We start from the raw sequence: 23828 nt of genomic DNA, 5'->3' as shown, positions 1-23828 counted from the left end.
TGGATGAGGGCTATTCGTGAAAGGTCAATCTCGGAATTGCAATCGATGTTCATCATGAAAAAAAGCATAGCTGCCTAGAAGTGGGTTTGGCAGTGTTTTTGGTGCATTTGATCTTAAAAAATAACTATGAAGTATTTAGGATTGGTAATCGCTTGTTTTTTATTGTTTTCGTGTAAAAACTATAAAAATGTAAAGGGTGATAGTGTGCATGAAATAAGTGCGGTGACGATGTCAAGGACACCGTGCTTCGGTTTTTGTCCGATATATACCCTATCAATAGAAAAGGATGGTAAAGCAACCCTGGACGCAAAGAATCATTTAAAAAACAAACTTCAAGGTAAGTATATCGCCTCGGTGAGTCCGAAGGAGCTCCATACGGTTTTCAAGATGTTACAGGATATGAAATTTAGCTCTTTGGAGGATAGTTATGGAAGCCGTAATGTCACTGATCTGCCGTCTGTGAATACAGCTGTCGTCTATGAAGGGGGGGCGAGCAAGAAAATAAATGACTATGGGAATAGAGGAACGCCTGAATTGTCAACATTCTATGCACATATGGATGAATTGCTGTATCGCTTGAAGTGGGAGCCTTTAAAGTAGTGAAATATAGCTTTTAATATATGACTAAGCATCATGCCTTTGTGATTGATGGGCATCGTATTCAAGATATAGCATCGTTCTATGATGAAATCAATAGGGTATTCATGCAGGGTGAAGATTGGAAAATAGGCAACAGTTTGGATGCCTTTAATGACTTATTATATGGAGGGTTTGGAGCATTAAAGGGCGTTGATAAGCCTCACTTGATTTGGGTGGCTGCTGAGAAGAGTAAGGAAGCACTTGGCTATGCGGCTACGGAGCAATATTATCTGGAGAAATTGAACCTAGGCCCGACTTACAATATTGCACTATTCAAAGAGAAGCTTGAGGAACTAGGCAGAGGAAATGGATTGACCTATTTTGAAATAATCGTGGACATCATTGGGGAACACCCGAAGTTGGTTTTGGAACTAAAGTGACCGACATCTGGAGGATTGGTGTGGACCAGGTGTAAAATTCAAAAGATACGACTATCTTATGGAGGAATTAAAGGAAATATGGATTGAGCAGGTCGCAGCGCCCCGTACCTGGAAAGTAAGGTTGGAGGTGCTGTATCCAGATGGATCCTTAAAGGATGTGCAGCTTGATGATGATTATGAAGGTACGCACTTTGCAGCCTACGTTGGATCGGAAATCATAGGTGTGATATCTGTATTTCGAGTGGGGGATGATTTTCAATTCCGGAAATTTGCGGTATCATCTGCCTTTCAACAGATGGGTATAGGGACTGAATTGTTGGATGCTGTATTCGATTTTTGCCGTCACATGGGAGGGCAGGTCGTGTGGTGTAATGCGCGGGTAGAGGCGAGTTCATTTTACGAAAAGTTTGGAATGAAGTCTGTAGGAAGTCCGTTTGTGAAAAGGACGATAGCGTACGTCAGAATGGAAGTGGAATTGGAGTACTAGAAGTCGAATCATCGTATAAAGCAAAAGCCCAAGATTTTTAAGTCTTGGGCTTTCTATTGTTTAAAATTATTCGCCGAACTTTATATAACATGTGTAAAGTCTGCAAATAACCTTTTTGTACTAGTATAACGGTCAAAAATCAAATTTGTTTTAGAAATATTGATTTTTTGTTCTGAGCGATTATTCGACTTCGGTAGCAGCTACAGGTTGGCCTTTGGTGTCAATCATGAACATGTCTTCTAAATCATCGTCGAGGGAAACGGTGGCTACACCATTGGTGAATATAGAAGCATAACCATATTTGAACGGGATTAGGACTTTGCCATGCTGGTCTAAATAGCCATATTTGTCGCCTTTCAAGGCCAGAAAGATATTGGGCTCATCTGTAGTAGATATGTGCTGTAAACCGGAGATAAGGGATTTCTGGCCTTTAATGGTGTGTAAGCTGTAGGACTCTCCGTCTACAACAATAAAGTGACTGGCGTTGTGGTCGGCAATATAAGAATACTGAGCGGGTACGACTTCTTTTCCTTGCGCGTCTAATAAGCCGTTCTTTTCATTCTGTTGAAAGCTCGCGTATCCGTTTTTGATAAAGGATACCATTTCATACTTAGGCTGGATAATTTCTTGGCCATTTATATCCATAAGTCCAAAAAAGTCACCTTTACCAAAGAGATATTGTTGCGAATTCTCGTCAAATGCGAGGTAACTGTAGTTGAATGGAATAATGGTCTTGCCCTTTTTGTCTATCGTGCCATAGTTGTAACTACCGTCACTGGCGATACCTGTCTCTCCATCAAAAACTGCGATGGAGGTAAAGATGGCTTCGGTAATGATATTGTCGTCAGCATCACGAAGTCCAACTAGGGTGTTGTCATCATTGTAATAGGAGTGAATCCCCTCGGTCAGTTCAGTAACATCGTCTGCAATGTCCGCCGCGGGTTGCGCCTCGGTATAGTCTACTGGAATCTCAAACTCTTCATTTTTTAATTCATCTTGACTGATTTTATTTGCAATAATACCTGTGCCTCCTATACTCATCTCCAGTACTGCACCCGGTAATTGCCTCAAAAAGTCATAGTCACCCCAATAGATGGTGGGAATGGCTTCCGTGTACCAAAACTCTAAAATAGATGGTGCGTCTGTGTCTTCATCGCTGCCCAAGTCAAATTGAGCAAGCTTACAGATATATCCGGCAATGTTTTTTTGCTTGCCTGGGATATACTCCAATTCCATATCCTCGGTAGCAGCATTGGCCACGGCTTCATTTTCGCCAATAAGTGTGTAGTATAGTTCTTGTGAAGGGTAGAGTATGGTGGATTGACCAGTAGCTTTTTTAGTCAACTGTATGGTAGGAGACTCGCCGTGGGTATAAAAGCGAATTAAGTCTTTGTTGACCCACCCCTCAAATAGGGTTTCAGGGATCTCATCCGGATGCTCGGCTGCTACTTCTGCAGGTAGCGCAGGTCCATACTCGATTTTGAACATTTTGTTTTGAGCGTATGTCGCTACGCAGGACATCAGCAGTGCAGTTAGTGTAAGTGTAATCCTCTTCATTCTTATTTTGATTGCTGATGCAAATATGGGTATTGTAAAGCAGCTATGATATCCCCGAAACCGGTTATTTTTAGGGATACGAATCACGTTGCTGTATATGCTTGAAGTACAGCTTGAAATAATAACGATGATTTTTTTTAAAGAAATTATAGAGAGTACGAAATATGTTACTATATTAGTGTATTATTTAAATAGTACACTAGTATGATAACTATTAAAAACCTAAATTTTAATTATAATAAAGCAAAGCCTTTATTTAAGGATGTGAGTATGCAGCTGGAAGAGGGGCATATTTATGGTCTACTTGGTAAAAATGGAGCCGGTAAATCCACGTTGTTGAAAAACATTTCTGGCCTCGTGTATCCGTGGTCAGGTTCGCTGGAGGTATTGGGGTACGATCCGCGAAAACGTGAACCTGCATTGTTGCGACAGATTAGTTTTATTCCGGAAGAATTTCATCTGCCATCTGTCAGGTCATCAAGCTATGTGAGTGTAAATGCTCCATTCTACCCTTATTTTGACCATCAGTATCTGCACGAGTTGCTGACAGAATTCGAAATACCTGTGCAACAAAAGTTGTCTGAAATGAGCTATGGCCAAAAGAAAAAGTACATCATCGCTTTTGGATTGGCGACTAAAGCACGGCTGATTATTATGGACGAACCGACTAACGGTCTCGATATTCCATCAAAGGCACAGTTCAGGAAGATAATGGCTTCAGCGATGACGGATGATTGTTGCATCATCATATCTACCCATCAAGTCCGTGATTTGGATAATCTGATAGATACCGTCATTTTGTTAGATGAACAGAAGGTAGCCTTGAGTGCGTCTATTGAGGAGATTACCAACAGATTGATGTTCAAAAAAGTCAAGGAGGTGGATAGCAATGCGCTGTATGTAGAGGAGGGGCTCGGTGGATTCAATACCATTGCTATCAATAGCAATCAAGAGGACTCTAGACTCGATATGGAATTATTTTTTAACGCTGTTTTGTCCAAAAAGAGCAGCATCACTTCTCTTTTAAATACAACACATCATGAATAATACATTTGATTTCAACAGATTTTATCTTTTGGTTAGAAGGCAATGGATAAATTTTGGAAAAATATACCTCATCTCATTGGCAGTAGTCGTGGGAATAATAATTGCTTTCTATGCTTTTGCGGTCTCCGATGCACTTGAGCATATGGCAAATTGGACGCAAACTTTGAACTTTAGAATTCCTTTATTTTTGTTGCTAGGCCTATTGTTCCTGACGATGATGGCCAGTAACTATTTCTCGGATATGGGTCAAAAACCGAAGGCAATAATCGAACTCCTAATTCCAGCTTCGAAATTGGAAAAATTTTTGGTCAGTATAGTGTATACGGTATTATTGGCGTTTGCATCTTATATCTTGGTGTTCTATATAATAGACCTATCTTTTGTCTCCTATCTTCGCGGAATCACAACCTCCACGACCACGTATACAAATGCGGAGGGTACATTAGTGGTAATCGACAACCTTGCTTATCTGTTTAAGAGCGAACTGCCAAAGCAATTTGGATATTTTGTTTTCTTGCCTTTTCTATTTAATAGTCTTTTTCTCTTGGGATCGCTCGCATTTCGCAATTTTCATTATATCAAGACGGCAATCAGCCTGCTAGTGTTCATTGGTTGTTGGATTGGTATTGTCGTTTTTATAATGGAGCGGGTCACGAGAGACACCATATGGGTAGGAGGTGGATTTTGGCAACAGGAGGTGAATGTCTTAAAGGCAGTATGTGCAGTGGGGGTGGTGTTGACACTATTTTTCTGGAGTGTGAGCTACCTACGTTTAAAGGAACAGGAGGTATAAGATGGATTTTAATAGTAATAAGGCGATATATTTACAAATAGCTGAATACGTGTGTGAGCACATCTTGTTGGAGAAATGGAAGCAGGAAGATAAAGTTCCTTCTGTGCGCGATATGGCCGTGAAACTGGAGGTCAACCCTAATACAGTTGCGCGGACTTATGATTTGTTGCAACAAAAAGGAATCTTAGCAAACAAACGGGGCGTAGGATTTTTCTTAGGGGCGGATGCCGTTAAACAGGTAAAGGATTATCGAAAGTCCATCTTCATAAATGAAGAACTACCGAATGTATTTAGAAACATATACCTATTGGATATTGGGTTGGAGGAGCTTACACAAATGTATAAGTCATTTGTCGGAGAACATTTTAATAATAGATAACGAAACAGCTGCTTTCAAATTTTGGGAAGCAACTATCGGTTACCAAGAAAAAGAACAGAATGAAATCAAGCAATAAATTATTAATAGCGATGGCAGTGGCACTGCTAATCGTCCCGGTAAGCATGATGTATGTAGTTGCAAAAATGAATCGTGTGGACGCCACCGAATATACAACACTAACACATGATGAAACCACCAGTCTACAAACAAAGGACACGTATATGACCACAATCCCGCTGATGGCCTTTAATCAGGTTAAGATTAAGGGAGATGGGAACGTATTGGTAAATCTTCGATTGGTGAAGGCAGACAAATTTGCCATTAAAGTAAGCAAAGAATGGGAAGGGGCGGTGGAACATACAATCGATAATGCAGGTGACCTTGAATTGTATGTGAAGAATATACATGACCGCCATATGGCTACAATATCTATCTTTTCACCTTCAATAGCAGCATTATCATTGACTAACATAGGTTTAGGGAGTTTTGTCGCGGAAATGGATACCTTCCAAATCTATTTGAATGATGTGTCGCGGTTTCACATAGGGGATGAATTCAAGGTGAATAAGCTGTCTGTAAATGCGGTGAAATCAGAATTTCCCATATATGCCCCTGGGGACGGAAAAGAAGAGAGGGCCGGTGGCGTCCAAGAGCTGACGCTTGACCTAGACAGTAGCTCCGTGCAGTTAGGGAAGCAACATTTCGGGAAGGTGGAACTTAGGGCTAATAATTCGAATTTAATCTTTATTAGCGATCAATCTGAACGAGTGGTAACGATGGATACCCTACATGTTCTTACAACAGGTGTTTGTACTATCAATATTGGCGATACAGAGGTGAAAAAGCTCTCTGGAACCTTATCGGATGAGACGAAGACGGATATGTCCATGCGGTATATCAAGATGTTTGTTCAAAAATAGTGAAGCTCCCGTGAGCGGATAGACTCTCAACAGGAGCTTCACACTCGCGGCTTCGTGTATAAAAAAGCAAAAGCCCAAGATTTTTACATCCTGGGCTTTCTATTTTAAAGCTATTCCTTATACTTTACACCTTTGATGTAAAACTAATAAATAACCTTTCTGTACATATAATAACGCTGATCTAAGTACTTTGTTTTGTTGTGGGGTAATAAAATTATATGTTATTTGTATGTTATTGATAATCAGTGAGTAATTTTTATATATATTCTTGATCGTTCAGATATATTCCCAATCCAGAAGGATGCGAATGGTGTACTTACATTTGGAGTATGGGGCTGGTCATTTTTAAAGGGAGCAAAAAGAGGGTTGGTCTCTTGGGATACGATTAGTTTTATTTTTTGCTTTACTGAAATTTCCTATTATATTTGGTTCGGTACCTAAATCATAAACTCTACTCATATTAACAGATAAGAGTTAAACCGCCTCGTTCGTGAAAAAATTGTATGCCGATCCAGATGAAAAACAATTGTTATTGCTTCTAAAAGAGGGGGATTATGAGGCTTTCAATAGTATCTATCAACGGTATAGCTTGCGTATCTTGGGACGTATAGTTCGATTAGTGAAATCTGAACAGATTGCGGAAGAAGTATTGCAGGAACTCTTTTTAAAGATTTGGGAGAAAAGAGAGCATATCAACCCAGAGCTATCCTTTCGGTCTTTTCTCTTTTCAGTAGCGCAGAACATTGTTTACGATCATTTTAGAAAGGTTGCTCTAGATGAGCGGCATCGGTCTGAGTTTGTCCAGGGCTACACAGAAGATTATGCCCATATCGAAGAGGAGCTTGTATTCAAGCAAGCGGAAGAACAGTTAATGAAGGCTATCGCAAAACTACCGCCTCAATGTCAAAAGGTATTTGTTCTCTTTAAATTGGAAGGAAAAAGCTACAAAGAAATCTGTAGTCAAATGAACATCAGTAGGTCTACCGTCAATAATCACATTACAAAAGCAAATAATCTCCTGAAACAGGAACTACCGTTCTATCAACACCATATTGTATTGGTCAGTTTGTTCCTTCTTAAATGGATTTGATTTTTTTTAGTTTGGAGTAGGTACTTTGTAAGCCTTATACGTAATAGCTTATAAAACCTGAATAAAATTGAAACCAAACGAACCATTGAATCGGATTTTTGAGAAGTATCTAGTTGGGCTAGCCAGTAAAGAGGAGTTGAATACGCTGTTGGATCACTTCGCGAAAGAAGATGGTGACCCTATAAAGGCATGTATACTTAAAGAACTAGAAGAGGAAGAACTCTCTGACATTCCTTTGCATTATCAAGAAATTGCAAATCGAGTACGGGATGCATTAACCAAAATCCGACTAAAAGGCCTTTTATCAAAATATCTAGAAGATAATCTGGGAAATGAGGAGCTAGCGGAGCTTCGTAAAGGTATTCTAGACTATGGTATACATACGCTACTGCCTGATAATCGGGAACATACAGTCGATAGTCCATTGCTAACGAAGGTCTTGGAGGATAGACATGGCCAATATACGGAAGTCAAAAAGAGTCAAGGACCAATAGACCCCTCGCAAAGGAACAAGAGTGTCTCCATACCCTTGAAACGATGGATGACAGTGGCTGCTGCCTTGGTGTCAATAGCAGTTGTAGGTAGTTTTTTTGTTAATCTCTATAGACGGGATATTATGGTGGCTTACACTCCCGTAGAGGAGGTGAAATTGCCTGATCGTAACGAGGCAGTTATTAGTTTTGAGGATGGCGTATCATACGCTCTTCTACGTACCGATGCTGCGTTACTCGCTAAGCGAGGGGTCGAAATCGTGAAGCTACCCAATGGCGATTTACTCTTCAAAATGAATGCTGTAGCGGGAGGAAAGACAACTCGTCAGACATTCTACTCGCCGAAAGGAAGCCTATCTCGACTGGTATTATCAGACGGTAGCCGGGTAACCTTAAATTCGGATACTAAACTTACTTATCCTTCTCGATTCGAAAATAAGCGACGTACTGTAAAGGTAGTCGGCGAAGCATACTTCGAGGTGACCCATCATGCAAGCCGACCATTTGTCGTATTTGCAGAGAATACAAAGATAAAAGTACTGGGAACAGTATTTAACGTGGCGACAAATCTAAAAAGGGAAAAGGTCTTGACCACGCTTATGAGTGGGGAAGTAGTGGTGGGCACTAGCAATGGGGAAATTCGAATAAAACCGGGCATGCAAGCTGCTTCGAATAAATACAGCGGAGAAATAGAAAAGTATAATGTGGACGCGAGAGACATACTGGCATGGAAACAAGGATACTTTCGCTTTAAAGATGACGACATCTTTGATGTGATGGAAAAAATAAAGACCTGGTATGATATCAAGGAATATCGGGTAGAAGGAAGTACGGCCGACAGATTTAGTGGCACAGTATTGCGTACACGTAAATTGTCTGAGCTATTGAGTCAACTTGAAAAAATATCCAATTACAAATTTAAAATTATAGATAGGAGGGTAATCGTTATGAAGTGAAAATAAAGGATAGCAAGAGTAAATCGGAAGTGCTCGCAACACTCCCGATCGAAATGTTTAGTGATACAATTTAATTGATGTTAATAAGTAAACTTTTATCAACCAAACAACCACAAATGTATAAAATCTATTTAAATAATCGCGCGAGTGTGCGAAAGACCTTGATTAAATGCTTTATAATAATGAAGATAATAGCGTTTTTCTTAATGGTAATGCTTGCCCAAGTGCATGCTTCATCCCATGCACAAAAGGTTTCCCTCAATTTTAAAAATGCGCCACTAGGTGATGTATTGGAGGAGATTCAAAAGCAAGTCGGATATGACCTATTGTATAATAGTGCATCGATAGATAAAAGTAAAAAACGGATATCTATAAAAGCAAAAGGATTACCTTTTGGAGATGCATTGAAGAATGTATTGGAAGGTAGCCCTTTCTATTTTGAAGTTGATAAAAATACGGTGCTAATTAGGGAAATCAACAAATCTGGTAGAACCCAAGTAACAGATAAGAATAGAATAGAAAGTAGAATTCAGCAACGCGTACTAACAGGTAGGGTTGTGGATGAAAATAATCTGCCAATCTCTGGTGTGACAGTCTTGGCCAAGGGGACTAATATAGGAACGTCTACCGATAGTGATGGCAATTATTCTCTTAGTGTATCAGACCCTGTGAAAATATTGGTGTTTTCAGTGGTAGGGTATAAGGAGCAAGAGATAGAAATAGGAAGCCAACGGCGTATAGACGTAGTCTTGGACGCACATATCGATAATTTGGACGAAGTGGTTGTGGTTGGGTATTCTTCTCAAAAAATGAGGTATTTATCCAGCTCGATCAGTAATATTTCCGAAGAAAAGTTGAAGGATGTGACAGCCAATGACTTGTCTAGTATGTTACAAGGAAAGGCTCCAGGGGTAGTCGTGTCTACAGCTTCTGGAGATCCGTCAAGTGAACCCCGAGTCCTTATTCGTGGTGCAGGGACGATTTCGGCGAGTACTTCTCCACTGATCGTGGTGGATGGGAACATAGGCGGTTCGTATAATCCTGCCGATATAGAATCTGTATCTATTTTGAAAGATGTGGCTGCAACTGGTCTATATGGATCTAGGGCTGCAAATGGAGTTATTATCGTAAATACCAAAATGGGGAAAGCTGGTAAGACTAAAGTGGAGTTTAATAACTCATTTGGTTTTGGAAATCCGACAACAGGCAATTTTCGGATGATGAATTCGCAGGAGTTGTACGACTTTCAAAAGACATTTTATAATCGGGATCCTTCGGTGCTGGACAATAATACCAATTGGTGGGATTTGGCTTTTGGGACCGGCTATGTAAATAATCATAATCTATCAGTATCGGGTGGCTCGGAGAAGGTGCAGTATTATACATCAGGTGTGTATTATCGAGAGGAGGGGACGTTGAAGGGGACAGGCCATACAGGATACAATTTTAGAAATAATCTAAGTGCCCAGATTACAGACAGGTTAAAGGCTTCGGTCTTCATAAACGGAAGGATGAATAAGAATAACCTGGAGAATAGTAACACCATGTATGATGCATACATCAATTTGCCGTTCGATCCTGCATTTGACGTGAGCGGTGCACCTATAGATGGACGTTTCTATCCCAATTGGTTAGGTAGGGAGAAGGAGAATTTCTTGCATTCGCTGCAATACAATTATAACAAAAATGATAGCTGGGAAGCAAGTGGGGATTTGAATCTAGATTATAAATTGAGTAACAAAGTGACGGTATCAAGTTATAATCGTACCCAACTCTCGAATGGCACATTTGCCCGATACTTTGATAGAAGAACGAAGCAAGGGGGGGCGAATATTGGTGAATTATATAATGGCACAAGCCGCGCTAATAGATTTTTGACTTCCAATCGTGTGCGGTATGCCGAGGATTTCGGAAGGAATAGTCTTGTACTCTTAGGAGTTGCAGAGGTTGAAACGACGACATCTGAATCAGCCGAGACCTCAGGAAAGGGATTGCCGGCAGGAAGGGACGTGATGTCGGTGGCGACAGAGGTCTTACAGAGCCCAAAAGGTGCCCGGGAGCAGGTAGGATTTAGGAAATACCTTGCCCAAGCGGATTATAGCTATGACAATCGATATTTTTTAATCGGATCTTTTGTGAATGAGTTTTCTTCCAAATTTGGGCGTAACAATCCTACTGCTAATTTTGTGCAATTTGGTGCCTCTTGGATTTTGAGTAATGAAAATTTTATGAAAGACAACCGTGTTTTTTCATTCGCAAAAATACGAGGAAGCTACGGAACGGTCGGAAATGCGGATGGAATTTCAAATTTTGCAGCTCTCGGACTTTATAGCATCACTCAAGAAGCGAGTTATACAGGACTGCCAGGGGCAGCTCCTTTCCAAAAAGGAAACCCCGATCTGAGTTGGGAGAAAATAAAATCTGCAAATATAGGTGCAGATCTAACCCTTTGGAATCGTGTTGCAATCAGCCTGGATGTGTACGAGAAAAAAGCGAGCGAACTTCTATACAGGAAGCCATTGGCGGCCACGACAGGCTATAGCTATGTATGGGTAAACGCTGGCTCCGTGCGAAATCGTGGCGTCGAATTTAACATCACCTCGCAAAATTTTACTAAGGAAAGTTTTTCTTGGGAAACAGGATTCAACATGGCATTCAACAAGAACAAAGTATTGGAACTTAGTGACGGCGCAGACGTATTTAATTCCGGTGCGAGACAGCCTATTGCTGTCGGATATGATATGGATGCCTTTAACTTCCCGATATGGTCGGGAGTAGACCCGAAAAATGGAGATCCGCTTTGGGAGAAAGTCACCATAGATGGGAATGGCAATCGAACAATTACGACTACCAATGTGTATAGCGAGGCCGCATCTTCAGATTCACGTCAATTTACCGGCACATCAGCAGCACCCAAGTTTACAGGGGGACTAAGCAATACCTTCAAATACAAAGACTTCTCTTTGTCGGCATTTTTCAACTTTGTGTATGGTAACTATGTCTACAATGAGACTCGTGTCTCTTTCGACAATGATGGTCTATACGAGGCATTCAACTCAATGGTACTGCAGGATGGTTGGAACCGCTGGGAAAAAGAAGGTGATGTGGCTACACACCCCAAGCCTGTAGTAGGTGGAAATAAAGACTCGAACCAATCGTCTTCAAGATATTTGGAAGATGGTAGTTACATACGTCTTAGAAATCTGCGCCTTGGTTATAACTTACCTCCAAAATTTCTTACACAACTGCGAGTGGCAAGAGTACATGTATTTGTAAGTGCTGATAACCTATGGACGGCAACCAAGTTTTCTGGTCCCGATCCAGAAGTGTCGCTCAGTCAAGTGGATCTAGCTTCAGGGGTATCCAGTTTTAAGTATCCTATCAGTAGAAAGCTTCTTTTTGGTCTAAACCTAACATTCTAATCTAACAATCGACATGAAACTATCCTCACTATATACAAAAGTGGCTTCAATAGCTTTAATTGTATTGCTTTTTTCTTGCCAAAAATATTATGATCCAACCGAATTTATCGATGAAGAATCCGCGTTGACAAATGAAGCCGATGTGGGTACCGCTACTATCGGGACTTATGCTGTGCTCAAAAATGCTTCATATGTCCGTAGCGGACATTTTATAATGGAATATCCTGGCGATGCAGTGGCCCAAGGTCAATCTTCAGGAGATGATTTGACAAGAGCGTACCGATATACGCATATCAACACCTCAGATCATTGTACTAATTTTTGGTCTCAAGCCTATAAAGTGATAGCAGCAGCAAACAAGATTATTGAATTTGTACCGGATGATGCTTCTGCGGGATTGCTTCAGCTTAAAGGCGAAAATTTGTTTTTGAGAGCAATGATGCATTTTAATCTCGTTCGAATTTTCGGTCGACCATATCCACAGAAAAATGGTGATAATCCTGGGATTCCTATTCTAAGGGAAGGGCTGACGGACGAAGAAGCAACCTCTCTTAGCAGGAACACGGTAAAAGAGGTATATGATTTTGTAATAGCAGATCTGCTCAAGGCGGCAGAAATGATGACCGTCGCTAAAAGTAATGCTTTTGCATCCAAGGAAGTGGCCTATGCGCTGTTGGCTAGAGTATATTTATACAAAGAAGATAATACTAATGCTGTTAAATATGCGGATTTAGTCATTAATGCTAATCGATACACACTTTTACAGGGAAGTGAATACTCGGGGTATTTTAGAACGTTGCCGGAAAGTAATCGCGAAACGATTTTTTGTATACGACATACTAAAGTGGAAGACAGGAGCATGTCATCCATAGGATCTATGTATTTTAGTGGTGATGTCTCGGGAAACCCGCTGGGACAAGGGGTAAGTGGATGGGCTGAAATCTACGCATCAAAAAAATACTATGATTTTTTAACTAAATATCCAGAAGATTTGCGAAATACATTCGTAACTCCTTATATTGCAGATGGGAAGCTTCAGTATAACCAAAAACTTACACCTGTAACACCTATGTATTACGTTAATAAATATTCGCTTCAAGAAGGCCAGATTAACCTGAGCTCGCCAGTGTACTTGCGATTGGGGGAAGTGTACCTGATAAGAGCCGAGGCAGAAGCCAAGAGGGGGAATGTGGATGCAGCACTGACAGATGTTAACAAGTTGCGGGAGCGAGCTGGATTGAGTGGAGCAGCCTTGTATACAGAAAGTAAGATTCAGGAGCTCGGTAAATCAGCCTTAGATGTAGTATTGGAAGAACGGTATCTAGAGCTGGCTTTTGAAGGACATAGGGCTTATGACTTGTACCGAAACAACCGCCCGATGGAACGTAATTATCCAGGAACGCATTCGTTGAGTAATACACCTACTACCGATCTGTACCAGAAAATCTTACCAACGGATAATCGAGTGGTATTCTATATTCCTCAGGCAGAAATAAATAGAAATAGTAAACTCATCCAAAATCCTTAAATAGGAGGTCGGACCACGAATGGAGCTTGGTGACACGAGTTGCAAAACTTGTGGTCTTGGTAGATAGGAACGAGTAGTGACATGAACAACAAACAATTATAACTAATATGAGTATTTCTAGAAGGAAATTTTTAAAAACTGCAGGTCTTACGACCGTTGCAGGCATTGTTGCCAATAATTATGTATTGGCATCAGAGTCCATTTGGTCATTGAATACAGGTACGTTGAAGGTCGGTTTGATCGGTTGTGGAGGAAGAGGGACGGCAGCTGCAATGGAAGCATTGAACGCTGATCCGAACGTCATCTTACATGCGATGGCAGATGCCTTTGATGATCACATCGAAGAATCTTATAAGACCTTGAAGGAGAAGATGGGCGAAAAAGTACAGGTGTCCAAAGAAAATAGATTTGTGGGTTTGGACGCTTATCAACGGTTGCTGGCTTTAGATGTTGATGTCGTATTATTGGCGGCTCCGCCTGCATTTCGTCCGGCCCACTTAGAGGCAGCGGTTAATGCTGGAAAACATATATTCTGTGAGAAACCCTTTGCGGTGGACGCTCCAGGGCTGCGAAGGGTGATAGCATCCTCCAAGAAAGCCAAAGATAAAAACTTGGCATTGGTCGCTGGATTTTGTTGGCGCTATCATCTCCCAAAAAGAGAGGCTTTCGGAAAAGTATTGAACGGTCAAATTGGTCAGGTTGTTGCTGCAGATTGTACGTATAATACGGGAGAACTTTGGTACAAAGAACGGCAACCCAAATGGACCGATTTTGAATATCAATTACGAAACTGGCTGTATTATAACTGGCTTTCAGGCGATCATATTATAGAACAAGCTATTCACAGTCTGGATATGCTACAATGGGCCATGGGAGACCAACTCCCAATTAGTGTGACTGGTTCGGGGGGACGGCAGAAAAGAGTGGACAAAAAGTTTGGAAATGTGTATGATCATTTTGCGCTGGTGTATGAGTATGAAAACGGCGTAAAAGGATACTTCTCCTCTCGGCAACAGAATAATACAGCACCTTCATATGCGGTAGAGTTGGTCGGAAATGAAGGGAAATGCACCGTAGATTGTCGGACAGGAGTGCACAGTATCTCCGGTAAAAGGCCTTGGAAGTATGAGGACGAAACCAAATTTACGGACGAGAATGCCTATAAAAAGTCTAACTCTCGGAGCATGTACCAGCAGGAGCATGATGAGTTATTTGCTTCTATCCGAAACAAAAAGCCGAAGAATGATGGCGAATGGATGGTGAAGTCTAATCTAGTAGCGCTAGCTGGTCGAATGGCTGCCTATACTGGGCAGACGGTGACACTAGATGCGGCTTTGGCTTCTAACGAAGTATTATTCCCAGAGAATGTATCATGGGATTTGAAATATGAACTGCCGGTGTCAATACCTGGTATAGATACGAAGATATAAGAATGATGAATAGAAAGAATTTTATTAAATCGGCGGCGCTTATAGCGGGAGCCACAGTAGCTGCTCCAATGGTTGGTGCTTCGGGAATAGTTTCTTCTAATATGAGCACCGCTCCTAAACGATTGAAAAAAGGGCTTGGCTATGACATGATTAAGGAAGAACTGTCTTTAGTGGACAAGTTCAAATTGGTCAAGGACCTGGGATATGATGGTATTGAGTTTAATAGTCCTGTAGCCATCACTGTCCAGGAGCTCTTAAAGGCAAAAATAGCGTCAGGTATTGAAATCCCGAGTGTTGTCAATAAAGACCATTGGTCCAAACCGCTCTCTGATCCAGATGCTTCGATACGTCAATTTACGATTGATTCTGTTGCGAAATCTTTGCAAGAAGTGAAAGAGTTGGGTGGGGACACGGTGTTGGTGGTGCCTGGTGTTGTGAACGAGAAAGTCTCCTATGGTGTGGCTTATAAAAATGCACTGGATTCGGTCCGGAAACTTATTCCACATGTGGAGAAAACAGGCATGAAAATAGGATTGGAGAATGTTTGGAACAATTTTATCTTGAGTCCGATTGAAGCAAAAATGTTTGTAGATGAAATCGATCACCCATTAATTGGCTGGTATTTTGATATCGGTAATATTTTGCGATATGGATGGCCAGAACATTGGATTGAGGTCTTGAACAAGCGGATCTTTAAGTTGCATGCAAAGGAGTTCAGTCGACAAAAGATGAATGATGAAGGACTTTGGAAGGGATTTAACGTAGACCTGTTAAAAGGCGATATCAATTGGGCTAACGTCATGAAAACGGTACGCGAGGTGGATTACAAAGGAGGCTGGTTGACGGTGGAAGTTGGAGGTGGAGACCGGAATCACCTTAAAGCTATTTCTACTCAGCTGGATCAAATTGTAAGTCTTTAAATCACTTATCACTTGCAGGGATATTAATTGTCCCTGCAAGTGTTTTTTAATAAGATCAATACAGAAATCAAAAAAGCCTACTTGTAGAGGTAAGCTTTAGGTTAAAACAGAAAATCCTTGTCTTAGGGATATGTGGTGACCACTTTACTCACCTGCCAACTGTTCTGGCCGCGCGTAAGCGTAATATAATCTACCCGTTTGAAATTTGGGAAAGTCATAGTTGCCTTAGCGACCGATATATTGGTGTTCTCATCCATGATTTCATAGGTGGTCATGCAATCATACTGCAGACCTTTCGTGTTTTTTAAGAAATCACTGTATTGTTTTTTGTTGAATTTTTCATTAGGCTTGGCTGCTGTCTGATATTCAAAGTCTGAAGCAAATAGTTGTGGATTGCTCGATAGGTTGGACAATGTATGGGCTTCTAAATAGGCTTTTATCGTAGCTTTAGAACTTAGATTTGTTGACGGATTGCTGTTTGTTGTTTTGGCAAATGAACTGAACGAGACAATCATCATTAGAGCAGTAGCGAAGGGTGTGATTAATTTTTTCATGATATTTAATTTCTTTGTGTTTAGTTATTCCTTAATGTTTGATTCAAAGGTAGGTAGTTAGCCCTTCTGCGTAAACGATAAACAGACTAGTGCCAGAAAAAACTCGGTAAAGGCCGAATTTTGGACGGTGAATATGCGACGATAACTTTCATTTTTGTAGATTGCCATTATAGGACGATGTTACTTTGTTAAATAAAATAGATAACACATGATAAAGGGGCTATACGAAACACATATTCAGGTTAGGCAGTTAGAGACTGCTATAGAATTTTATACAGATGTCTTGGGGTTGAAATTGTCTCATTTGGATGAAGATAGAAGGATAGCATTCTTATGGATAGGAGAGGCTAAACAAGCAATGCTGGGTCTTTGGGAACAGAAGGATAATCTTCAGACTAGACATTTTGCTTTTAATTGTGATAAGGAGGATATTTTGCATCGGGGTGTGAGTTTTCTAAAACAGCGGAATCTGCAACCCTACAACTTTTTGAAGGACGGTCAGGAAAGGCCTATGGTATTTGCTTGGATGCCGGCATTGGCTCTTTATTTTAATGATCCCGACGGTAATCAGTTGGAATTTATATCGATTTTGGAAGGGGAGGCTAGACCAGAGCTAGGGGTAGTGTCCTATGAGCAATGGTTAGCAATCGAGCATGCGTAAGAGGCTTGCCTCTATTGCAGCATTTTTGTCATTTCATAGTTCGTGAGTGTTACACCTTTTCTGATCACAGTTTGCTCCGTTACTACGAAAAAGCCCATTTTTTCGAAAAACGGGCGTGCAGTGATACTGGCATCGACCATGAGTTTGACGCCATGTCGTCGAATAGCCTCTTGTTCGATTTTTTGATAGAGCAGATTGGCGATGCCTTGTCGTTGAAAATCTTTGTGAACAAAAAGCATATCTAAATATTCCTTTTTATCGAAGGTACAGAAGCCTACAATCAAATTTTCTTTTTTGGCAACAACTACAAATTGATTTAAGAGACGATCTTCCCATCGCGATTGGTTTTCAATACCCGCAGTCCAAGCCGCTATCTGTTGAGGGGTGTAGTCGTTGTTACATATGGCATGAATGGTCTCAACGAAGAGGGTCTGCATTTCTTTCAGTTGATGGTACTCGCCTATATGTAATGTGGTATCGTCCATGTGCGTTAAAATCCGCTTTTAGTAGTAAAGGTAAGTAATTTGGGGTATAGCAGCACATAAAAAAAATATCCTGAAGCGGGGAGCTCCAGGATATTTTAACTAACCAATTATAAACCTAAATTATGAATTATGATATATACAAATGCTGTGCCAAAGTGTAATGCCGCCAGGGTTACTTTTTGTTTTTTTTTGTATGGGAATGGATTTTATTTGCCAACTTTTTAAGAATGATTGATCCTGATATATTATTTGTATCTTTAAGGATACAGCATGTAATTCAGTAGTTTAACTGCTGATTATGTGGGGTGTTTCGAGCAGAAACTGTAAGGTAAATGACACCTGTCCGATTGTGTTGTTTATCGTTTTTTATCAATATCCAATTATATGATGAATTCGCCAGGACTTCTCTTTAGGGAAGCAATAAAGAAAGAGAGACCCCTACAAATCGTGGGGGCTATTAATGCTAATCACGCATTATTGGCTCAACAAGCCGGATTTCAAGCTATTTATCTTTCTGGAGGCGGTGTGGCCGCGGGTTCACTGGGCATTCCAGACCTTGGTATCACATCACTTCAGGATGTGATGATTGAAGTAGACCGGATTACGAATGTATGTCCATTGCCGTTGATGGTCGATATCGATACCGGATTTGGCCCCTCAGCTTTCAACATCGCACGTACCATCCAATCTCTTATTAAATTAGGCGCTGCGGCGGTACATATGGAAGATCAGGTGGGGGCAAAGCGATGTGGACATCGTCCTGGAAAAGAACTGGTGTCGAAACTGGAGATGGTGGATCGTATTAAGGCAGCTGTTGACGCTCGAGTAGATCCCAATTTTGTAATTGGTGCGCGGACAGATGCTTTGGGATCAGAAGGGATAGAGCGGGCATTGGAAAGAGCTGTTGCTTATAAAGAAGCTGGCGCTGACTTTATTTTTGCCGAAGCGATACATCACTTGGAAGATTATACACGATTCAGTGAGGTGACAGGACTTCCTATATTAGCCAACATCACGGAATTTGGACAGACACCACTTTTTACAGTGGAGGAGTTGAAAATAGCTGAGGTTTCCATAATTCTGTATCCTTTGTCAGCATTCCGTGCTGCTAATAAAGCAGCGGCTAATGTATATCATCATATACGCCAAGATGGCACACAGGCTGCGGTGGTGGACAGTATGCAGACACGCGAAGAGCTTTATAAAAGTATCGACTATCATAAATATGAGAATCGATTAGATGAATTGTTCAATATCAAGCATGATGAAAGACTCAAATGAATTAGGTTTTAAACCCAAGAAAAGTGTAGCGCTTTCTGGGGTCGAAGCTGGAAATACCGCCTTGAGCACGGTTGGTAAAAGTGGGAACGATCTCCATTATAGAGGATATGATATTTTAGATATTGCGGATCGGGCTACTTTTGAAGAAGTAGCATACTTGCTTATTTATGGTAATCTTCCTACTCGCGCTCAACTGGGTACTTATCAAACCCAGCTAATTAGTCAACGTGGACTTCCTATCGCTATACAAAAAGTATTAAAGCAATTGCCGACCACAGCACATGCGATGGATGTCCTTCGCACTTATGTATCTGTTTTTGGTAGCTTGCAACCCGAGAAGGATAGCCATCCTTTGGCTGGTGCACGTGATATTGCCAATCGGCTGATGGCCTCTATGGCTTCTGCACTGCTGTACTGGCACCATTTTAGTCAAAATGGCAGAGAAATAGCTGTAGAAACTGATGACGGGACACTGGGGGGGCATTTTTTGCATTTATTGCATGGGACACCTCCACCTCCATCCTGGATACGCGCTATGCAAGTATCCCTAAATTTGTACGCTGAACATGAGTTTAATGCTTCGACATTTACGGCACGCGTAATTGCTGGAACGGGATCGGATATGTACTCGTGTATCGCTGGGGCTATCGGGGCCTTACGGGGTCCCAAACATGGTGGGGCGAACGAGGTGGCTTTCGAGATTCAAAGCCGATACGCAAATGCAGATGATGCGGAGGCTGATATTCGAAAAAGATTGGAAAGTAAAGAAGTAATCATTGGCTTTGGACATCCTGTCTATACCATTGCTGACCCTAGGAATGAGGTAATCAAGCGTATTGCATATGAGTTGTCCAAAGAGGCAGGTGATATGACATTGTATAGCATAGCGGAACGATTGGAGGCTGTTATGTGGCAGGAGAAAAAAATGTTTCCTAATCTTGATTGGTATTCTGCAGTTTCCTATCACCTTATGGGAATCCCGACAGAGATGTTTACGCCGTTATTTGTGATGTCCAGAATTACAGGATGGTCAGCCCATGTTTTTGAACAACGGCAGGATGGGAAGATTATCCGACCAAGTGCCCATTATATAGGTCCTGAAAATAGACCATTTGTTCCTTTGGCCGATAGGTAGGTACTTCATTGAAATGAATAATAAGTAATACTAATAACATATATCCTTTATACAAAAATGGCTTCACTGATATTGAATGAAAGGCCGCAGCCCGATCACGTGCTGACGGATATTGTCGACTACGTATTGAATTATAAGGTCGAAAGCAATGTGGCTAGGAGAACTGCCTTCTATTGTTTTTTAGATACATTGGGTTGTGGATTTGAAGCGTTGACATATCCAGCTTGTACCAAATTGTTAGGTCCAATCGTGCATGGAACCGTGGTGCCGAATGGCGCGAAAGTACCAGGAACCTCTTACCAGATGGATCCTATACAGGCAGCATTTAACATTGGTACCCTAGTTCGTTGGTTAGACTTCAACGATACTTGGTTGGCTGCAGAATGGGGACATCCGTCGGACAATTTAGGTGGGATTTTAGCAACTGCGGATTGGCTAAGTCGTACCCAGGTAGCAAAAGGAGAAAGTCCGCTCAAGGCACATGTCGTGTTGGAAGCGATGATTTTGGCGCATGAGATTCAAGGGGTTTTGGCCTTAGAGAATTCGTTTAATAAAGTTGGATTGGATCACGTTATCTTAGTAAAAGTTGCATCTACGGCAGTGGTTGGTAAGTTACTCGGGTTAGGAAGAGAAGAACTGATCAATGCGGTGTCTTTGGCATTCGTGGATGGACAATCCTTGCGCACCTACCGACATTCACCAAATACAGGAAGTCGGAAATCATGGGCTGCTGGGGATGCGACCGCTCGTGCAGTAAGACTTGCTCTTATCGCGCAGACTGGAGAGATGGGGTACCCTTCGGTATTAACGGCGCCGACATGGGGATTTTACGATGTGTCTTTTAAAGGACAGGCATTTAAGTTCCAGCGTCCTTATGGCTCGTATGTTATGGAGAATATATTATTCAAAATTTCTTTTCCGGCAGAATTCCATGCACAGACCGCTGCTGAGGCTGCAATGTTGTTGCACACCCAACTCGCCGATATAGGAAAGACAAGTGATGATATTGCTCGGGTCACCATTCGTACACATGAGGCCGCCATTCGTATCATCGACAAAAGAGGCCCATTGCACAATCCTGCTGACCGAGACCACTGTATACAATATATGGCTGCCATACCGCTCATCTTCGGTCGATTGACGGCTGAAGATTATGAAGATCATATAGCTTCGGACGGCAGAATAGATAGTTTGCGAGACAAGATATTTTGTGTCGAAGATGAGCAGTTTACAAAAGATTATCATGATCCACAAAAAAGGGCAATTGCCAATGGATTGACCGTTGAGCTGAATGACGGAGTGGTCCTTTCAGAAGTGTTGGTAGCGTATCCGATAGGACATCCCCGTCGTAGGGAAGAAGGTATACCCAAGCTGCTTGAGAAGTATAAACGTAATTTAGCTCGAGTATTTTCCGAGAATCAGCAGAAGCAAATTATCGAGGCAACTCTTGATTACGATACTTTTGTCCAAACCGATATTCACCAATTGGTGGATCTGATGATGAAGTAAATCTTTTACCAGTTCGAGTCGAAGTTGCTATAAAATTTGAAATCCCTGTCTGCTAGTGTTATCAGTGAGGTGGGGATTTCCCATTGTTCGCCATGCGGTGCGAATATGCTGCATTCTTTTACAAATGATTTAAGGCCTACTTGGTCAATATGACTGAATACTCCACCGGTGTGTGCGGGATAACCAATACCAAGAATTGATCCAATATCTCCATCAATTGGATGTTGTAAAATGTTGTTTTCTAGACATCTATAGGCGTCTATGGCAACGATATGCAATAGCCTTTTTTGGATGATGTCGCCTGAAGGGATATGATGAGACGTGAATATGGAGCTATCTTGCCATATTGTCTTTACTCCAGATTCAATACTGTAGTCGTAAAAGCCTTTTCCGGACTTGCGGCCATTGCGCCCTGATGCAATGAGGTTGTTGAGATAATCGTAGCAACGTTGCTGGGTGGCGTGTAGGGATGGAAATTGATCGTATACATGCAACATGAGTGCTAGCGAAATTTCATCAAGTACCGCCAAAGGACCTATTGCAAATCCCGCCAAACGAGCTTCCTGCTCAATCTGAGATGCAGGAATCCCCTCCAAAAGCATAATGATTCCTTCCAACAGGTAGTTGAAAAAAATGCGAGAAGTATAGAAGCCCGGGCCATCATTCACTACTATTGGAATTTTATGCAGTAAGCGTGCAATGTACAAGGCTTTGGCTTCTGTTTCATCACTCGTATATTTGCCTCTTATGATTTCGACCAATGCCATCCGATCTACTGGTGAAAAAAAATGCATACCAATGAAATGCTGTGGCGAAGCTGTAACAGAAGCTAGCTCTGTAATGGGAAGTGAGGTCGTATTAGAAGCAAAAAAGCCATTGTTGTGAAGGAGTGGCATAGCTGATAAAGTGACTTCCGCTTTCAGTTTTTTATCTTCGTATACAGCTTCAATAATTAGGTCGGCTTCCTTTAGATCCTGGTCATCCTGGGTAGGATGTATGCGTGATAGGAGCTCTTGACAGCTGCGCTCATCCATATGCCCTTGTTCGATGAGTTTCCTACAGAGGCTGTCTGCGTGCATTTTCCCTAATTGAGCTTGCTTGAGTGTGGTATCTTTGAGGATAACCTCCATTTTTGAGCGAGCGGCTTCATATGCTATTCCTGAACCCATCATTCCAGCACCTAGCACGCCTATCTTACGAGGTTTGTAGTCTAAGGAGGGCGGGAGCGTCGTCAATTGTTGGGAAGCCTCTCGCACACCATAGTATTGCGTACGCAACATACTGATTACCTCTGGATGCCTCCAAACTTCGATGTATCGTTTTATTTCTTGAATTAGTGTATCTTCCAACGATAGATCGAGCGTATTTTGAGTGAGTTCTAAACCATACGCTATCCCAGGATTCAAACCGTTCCATCGTTTTTTTAGCGCACGGATGCTGTTCTCTATAGCTTCTCTGTCAGCTTCCGCGAGTTGTCCGATTGAAATCATTTGAGGCGTGGCGTTCTGTATTAAGTCTCTTGCAAATAATGCTGCCTCATCTGTGCTGGCTGCAATCTTATCAACAATGCCTATCCGGATGGCATCTTGTGCGGAAATAACCTTGGATTGGGTGAGCAATGGAATTGTATTTAGAGCTCCTGCAATATAAGAAGTCATTACGGTGCCCCCAAAGCCTGGGAATAAACCATATTTTGAATCCAAAAATCCTAAGGTTGCGTTAGCGACGGCAATACGATGGGAGGCCCAAAGCGTTAAAGATAATGCTACACCTGAACAAGCCCCTTGAATGATTCCGATAATTGGCTTGCCGATTTTGTGCAGGTCCAGGGCTTTATACAGGAGTGTAGATAGACGTTTTTCAAAGTGGGCAACATCAAGGGTACTGTTGTAGATTTCTTTATAATCCGCCTCATGCGGTAATAATGGGGAGGTATATATTAGCCCTTTGATATGAGGCTGGATCAGGATATTGGTACATATATCGGCAAACTGCTCGAGGATGTCCATATAATTTGTTTGCTCTTGCATGCCTTGAATACGGCGTGCAAGGGTTACAATACCCTGAGAACCTTGCTGTATGTCGAAGTGATTAAAGTCTTGATGTGTGGCGTGGGGCATAATGCATGAGTTAAAAAAAGAACCAAAATACCTAGGAACTATAT

Annotated in this window: 21 protein-coding genes; 17 read left to right on the top strand and 4 right to left on the bottom strand. The window is 41.6% G+C overall.

Annotation, left to right across the window (positions count from 1 at the left end; translation table 11 throughout):
- Positions 1 to 126: 126 nt before the first annotated feature.
- From OQ289_RS13300 to OQ289_RS13290, 3 genes are read left to right on the top strand one after another with little or no spacing between them, the layout of a single operon-like run.
- Positions 127 to 600 carry a DUF6438 domain-containing protein gene (locus tag OQ289_RS13300; protein WP_270087344.1) on the top strand — a complete coding sequence of 158 codons (474 nt, stop codon included), beginning with the start codon at positions 127 to 129 and terminating at the stop codon, positions 598 to 600.
- A gap of 20 nt (positions 601 to 620) precedes the next feature.
- Positions 621 to 1019: a barstar family protein gene (locus tag OQ289_RS13295; RefSeq protein ID WP_270087343.1), complete on the top strand. Its 399-nt coding sequence runs from the start codon at positions 621 to 623 to the stop codon at positions 1017 to 1019.
- Between the two features lie 58 nt (positions 1020 to 1077).
- Positions 1078 to 1506: a GNAT family N-acetyltransferase gene (locus OQ289_RS13290; protein ID WP_270087341.1), complete on the top strand. Its 429-nt coding sequence runs from the start codon at positions 1078 to 1080 to the stop codon at positions 1504 to 1506.
- Positions 1507 to 1686: 180 nt separating this feature from the next.
- Here OQ289_RS13290 and OQ289_RS13285 read toward each other — a convergent pair whose 3' ends face one another.
- On the bottom strand, positions 1687 to 3063 hold the full coding sequence (locus OQ289_RS13285) for a WG repeat-containing protein (protein ID WP_270087340.1): 1377 nt from the start codon (positions 3061 to 3063) through the stop codon (positions 1687 to 1689).
- A gap of 204 nt (positions 3064 to 3267) precedes the next feature.
- Between OQ289_RS13285 and OQ289_RS13280 the strand changes: the two genes are divergently transcribed.
- The 10 genes from OQ289_RS13280 (at position 3268) to OQ289_RS13235 (ending at position 16039) form a co-directional block, all read left to right on the top strand.
- Positions 3268 to 4110: an ABC transporter ATP-binding protein gene (locus OQ289_RS13280; RefSeq protein WP_270087339.1), complete on the top strand. Its 843-nt coding sequence runs from the start codon at positions 3268 to 3270 to the stop codon at positions 4108 to 4110.
- On the top strand, positions 4103 to 4903 hold the full coding sequence (locus OQ289_RS13275; protein ID WP_270087338.1) for a hypothetical protein: 801 nt from the start codon (positions 4103 to 4105) through the stop codon (positions 4901 to 4903). Before OQ289_RS13280 ends, OQ289_RS13275 begins: the two co-directional genes overlap by 8 nt.
- Before the next feature lies 1 nt (position 4904).
- Positions 4905 to 5282 (top strand): GntR family transcriptional regulator, encoded by a 378-nt coding sequence (locus tag OQ289_RS13270; protein WP_033562734.1) that lies wholly within the window; start codon positions 4905 to 4907, stop codon positions 5280 to 5282.
- A 59-nt stretch (positions 5283 to 5341) separates the two neighbouring features.
- Positions 5342 to 6202, top strand: a complete 861-nt coding sequence (locus OQ289_RS13265) for a hypothetical protein (protein WP_270087337.1) — start codon at positions 5342 to 5344, stop codon at positions 6200 to 6202.
- A gap of 490 nt (positions 6203 to 6692) precedes the next feature.
- Complete coding sequence (locus OQ289_RS13260; RefSeq protein WP_270087336.1) at positions 6693 to 7292, top strand: RNA polymerase sigma factor; 600 nt, start codon at positions 6693 to 6695, stop codon at positions 7290 to 7292.
- A 67-nt stretch (positions 7293 to 7359) separates the two neighbouring features.
- Entirely contained in the window at positions 7360 to 8739 is a 1380-nt protein-coding gene (locus tag OQ289_RS13255) for a FecR family protein (protein ID WP_270087335.1), read from the top strand.
- A gap of 182 nt (positions 8740 to 8921) precedes the next feature.
- Positions 8922 to 12161 (top strand): SusC/RagA family TonB-linked outer membrane protein, encoded by a 3240-nt coding sequence (locus OQ289_RS13250; RefSeq protein ID WP_270087334.1) that lies wholly within the window; start codon positions 8922 to 8924, stop codon positions 12159 to 12161.
- A 13-nt stretch (positions 12162 to 12174) separates the two neighbouring features.
- Positions 12175 to 13689 (top strand): RagB/SusD family nutrient uptake outer membrane protein, encoded by a 1515-nt coding sequence (locus tag OQ289_RS13245; protein WP_270087333.1) that lies wholly within the window; start codon positions 12175 to 12177, stop codon positions 13687 to 13689.
- 107 nt (positions 13690 to 13796) lie between these two features.
- Positions 13797 to 15119: a Gfo/Idh/MocA family protein gene (locus OQ289_RS13240; protein WP_033562729.1), complete on the top strand. Its 1323-nt coding sequence runs from the start codon at positions 13797 to 13799 to the stop codon at positions 15117 to 15119.
- 2 nt (positions 15120 to 15121) lie between these two features.
- Positions 15122 to 16039: a sugar phosphate isomerase/epimerase family protein gene (locus OQ289_RS13235; RefSeq protein ID WP_270087332.1), complete on the top strand. Its 918-nt coding sequence runs from the start codon at positions 15122 to 15124 to the stop codon at positions 16037 to 16039.
- A 122-nt stretch (positions 16040 to 16161) separates the two neighbouring features.
- Here the strand turns inward: OQ289_RS13235 and OQ289_RS13230 are convergent, their stop codons facing one another.
- The gene (locus OQ289_RS13230) at positions 16162 to 16593 is read right to left on the bottom strand and encodes a nuclear transport factor 2 family protein (protein ID WP_270087331.1); all 432 of its coding nucleotides are present in this window, start codon (positions 16591 to 16593) and stop codon (positions 16162 to 16164) included.
- 208 nt (positions 16594 to 16801) lie between these two features.
- On the opposite strand from OQ289_RS13230, the gene OQ289_RS13225 reads away from it, so the two are divergent.
- On the top strand, positions 16802 to 17254 hold the full coding sequence (locus tag OQ289_RS13225) for a VOC family protein (protein ID WP_270087330.1): 453 nt from the start codon (positions 16802 to 16804) through the stop codon (positions 17252 to 17254).
- An 11-nt stretch (positions 17255 to 17265) separates the two neighbouring features.
- Here OQ289_RS13225 and OQ289_RS13220 read toward each other — a convergent pair whose 3' ends face one another.
- Positions 17266 to 17739 (bottom strand): GNAT family N-acetyltransferase, encoded by a 474-nt coding sequence (locus tag OQ289_RS13220; protein WP_270087329.1) that lies wholly within the window; start codon positions 17737 to 17739, stop codon positions 17266 to 17268.
- A gap of 384 nt (positions 17740 to 18123) precedes the next feature.
- Between OQ289_RS13220 and prpB the strand changes: the two genes are divergently transcribed.
- From prpB to OQ289_RS13205, 3 genes are read left to right on the top strand one after another with little or no spacing between them, the layout of a single operon-like run.
- Positions 18124 to 19020, top strand: coding sequence for a methylisocitrate lyase (gene prpB, locus OQ289_RS13215; protein ID WP_270087328.1), 897 nt, complete (start codon positions 18124 to 18126; stop codon positions 19018 to 19020).
- Positions 19001 to 20155 carry a bifunctional 2-methylcitrate synthase/citrate synthase gene (gene prpC, locus OQ289_RS13210; protein WP_270087327.1) on the top strand — a complete coding sequence of 385 codons (1155 nt, stop codon included), beginning with the start codon at positions 19001 to 19003 and terminating at the stop codon, positions 20153 to 20155. Before prpB ends, prpC begins: the two co-directional genes overlap by 20 nt.
- Before the next feature lie 57 nt (positions 20156 to 20212).
- Positions 20213 to 21664: a bifunctional 2-methylcitrate dehydratase/aconitate hydratase gene (locus tag OQ289_RS13205; RefSeq protein ID WP_270087326.1), complete on the top strand. Its 1452-nt coding sequence runs from the start codon at positions 20213 to 20215 to the stop codon at positions 21662 to 21664.
- 5 nt (positions 21665 to 21669) lie between these two features.
- Here the strand turns inward: OQ289_RS13205 and OQ289_RS13200 are convergent, their stop codons facing one another.
- Positions 21670 to 23784: a 3-hydroxyacyl-CoA dehydrogenase NAD-binding domain-containing protein gene (locus OQ289_RS13200; RefSeq protein ID WP_270087325.1), complete on the bottom strand. Its 2115-nt coding sequence runs from the start codon at positions 23782 to 23784 to the stop codon at positions 21670 to 21672.
- Positions 23785 to 23828 lie beyond the last annotated feature (44 nt).

It is taken from the genome of Sphingobacterium sp. SYP-B4668, from assembly GCF_027627455.1.
Classification (GTDB): Bacteria; Bacteroidota; Bacteroidia; order Sphingobacteriales; family Sphingobacteriaceae; genus Sphingobacterium.
This window is presented reverse-complemented; position numbering and strand designations above follow the sequence as displayed.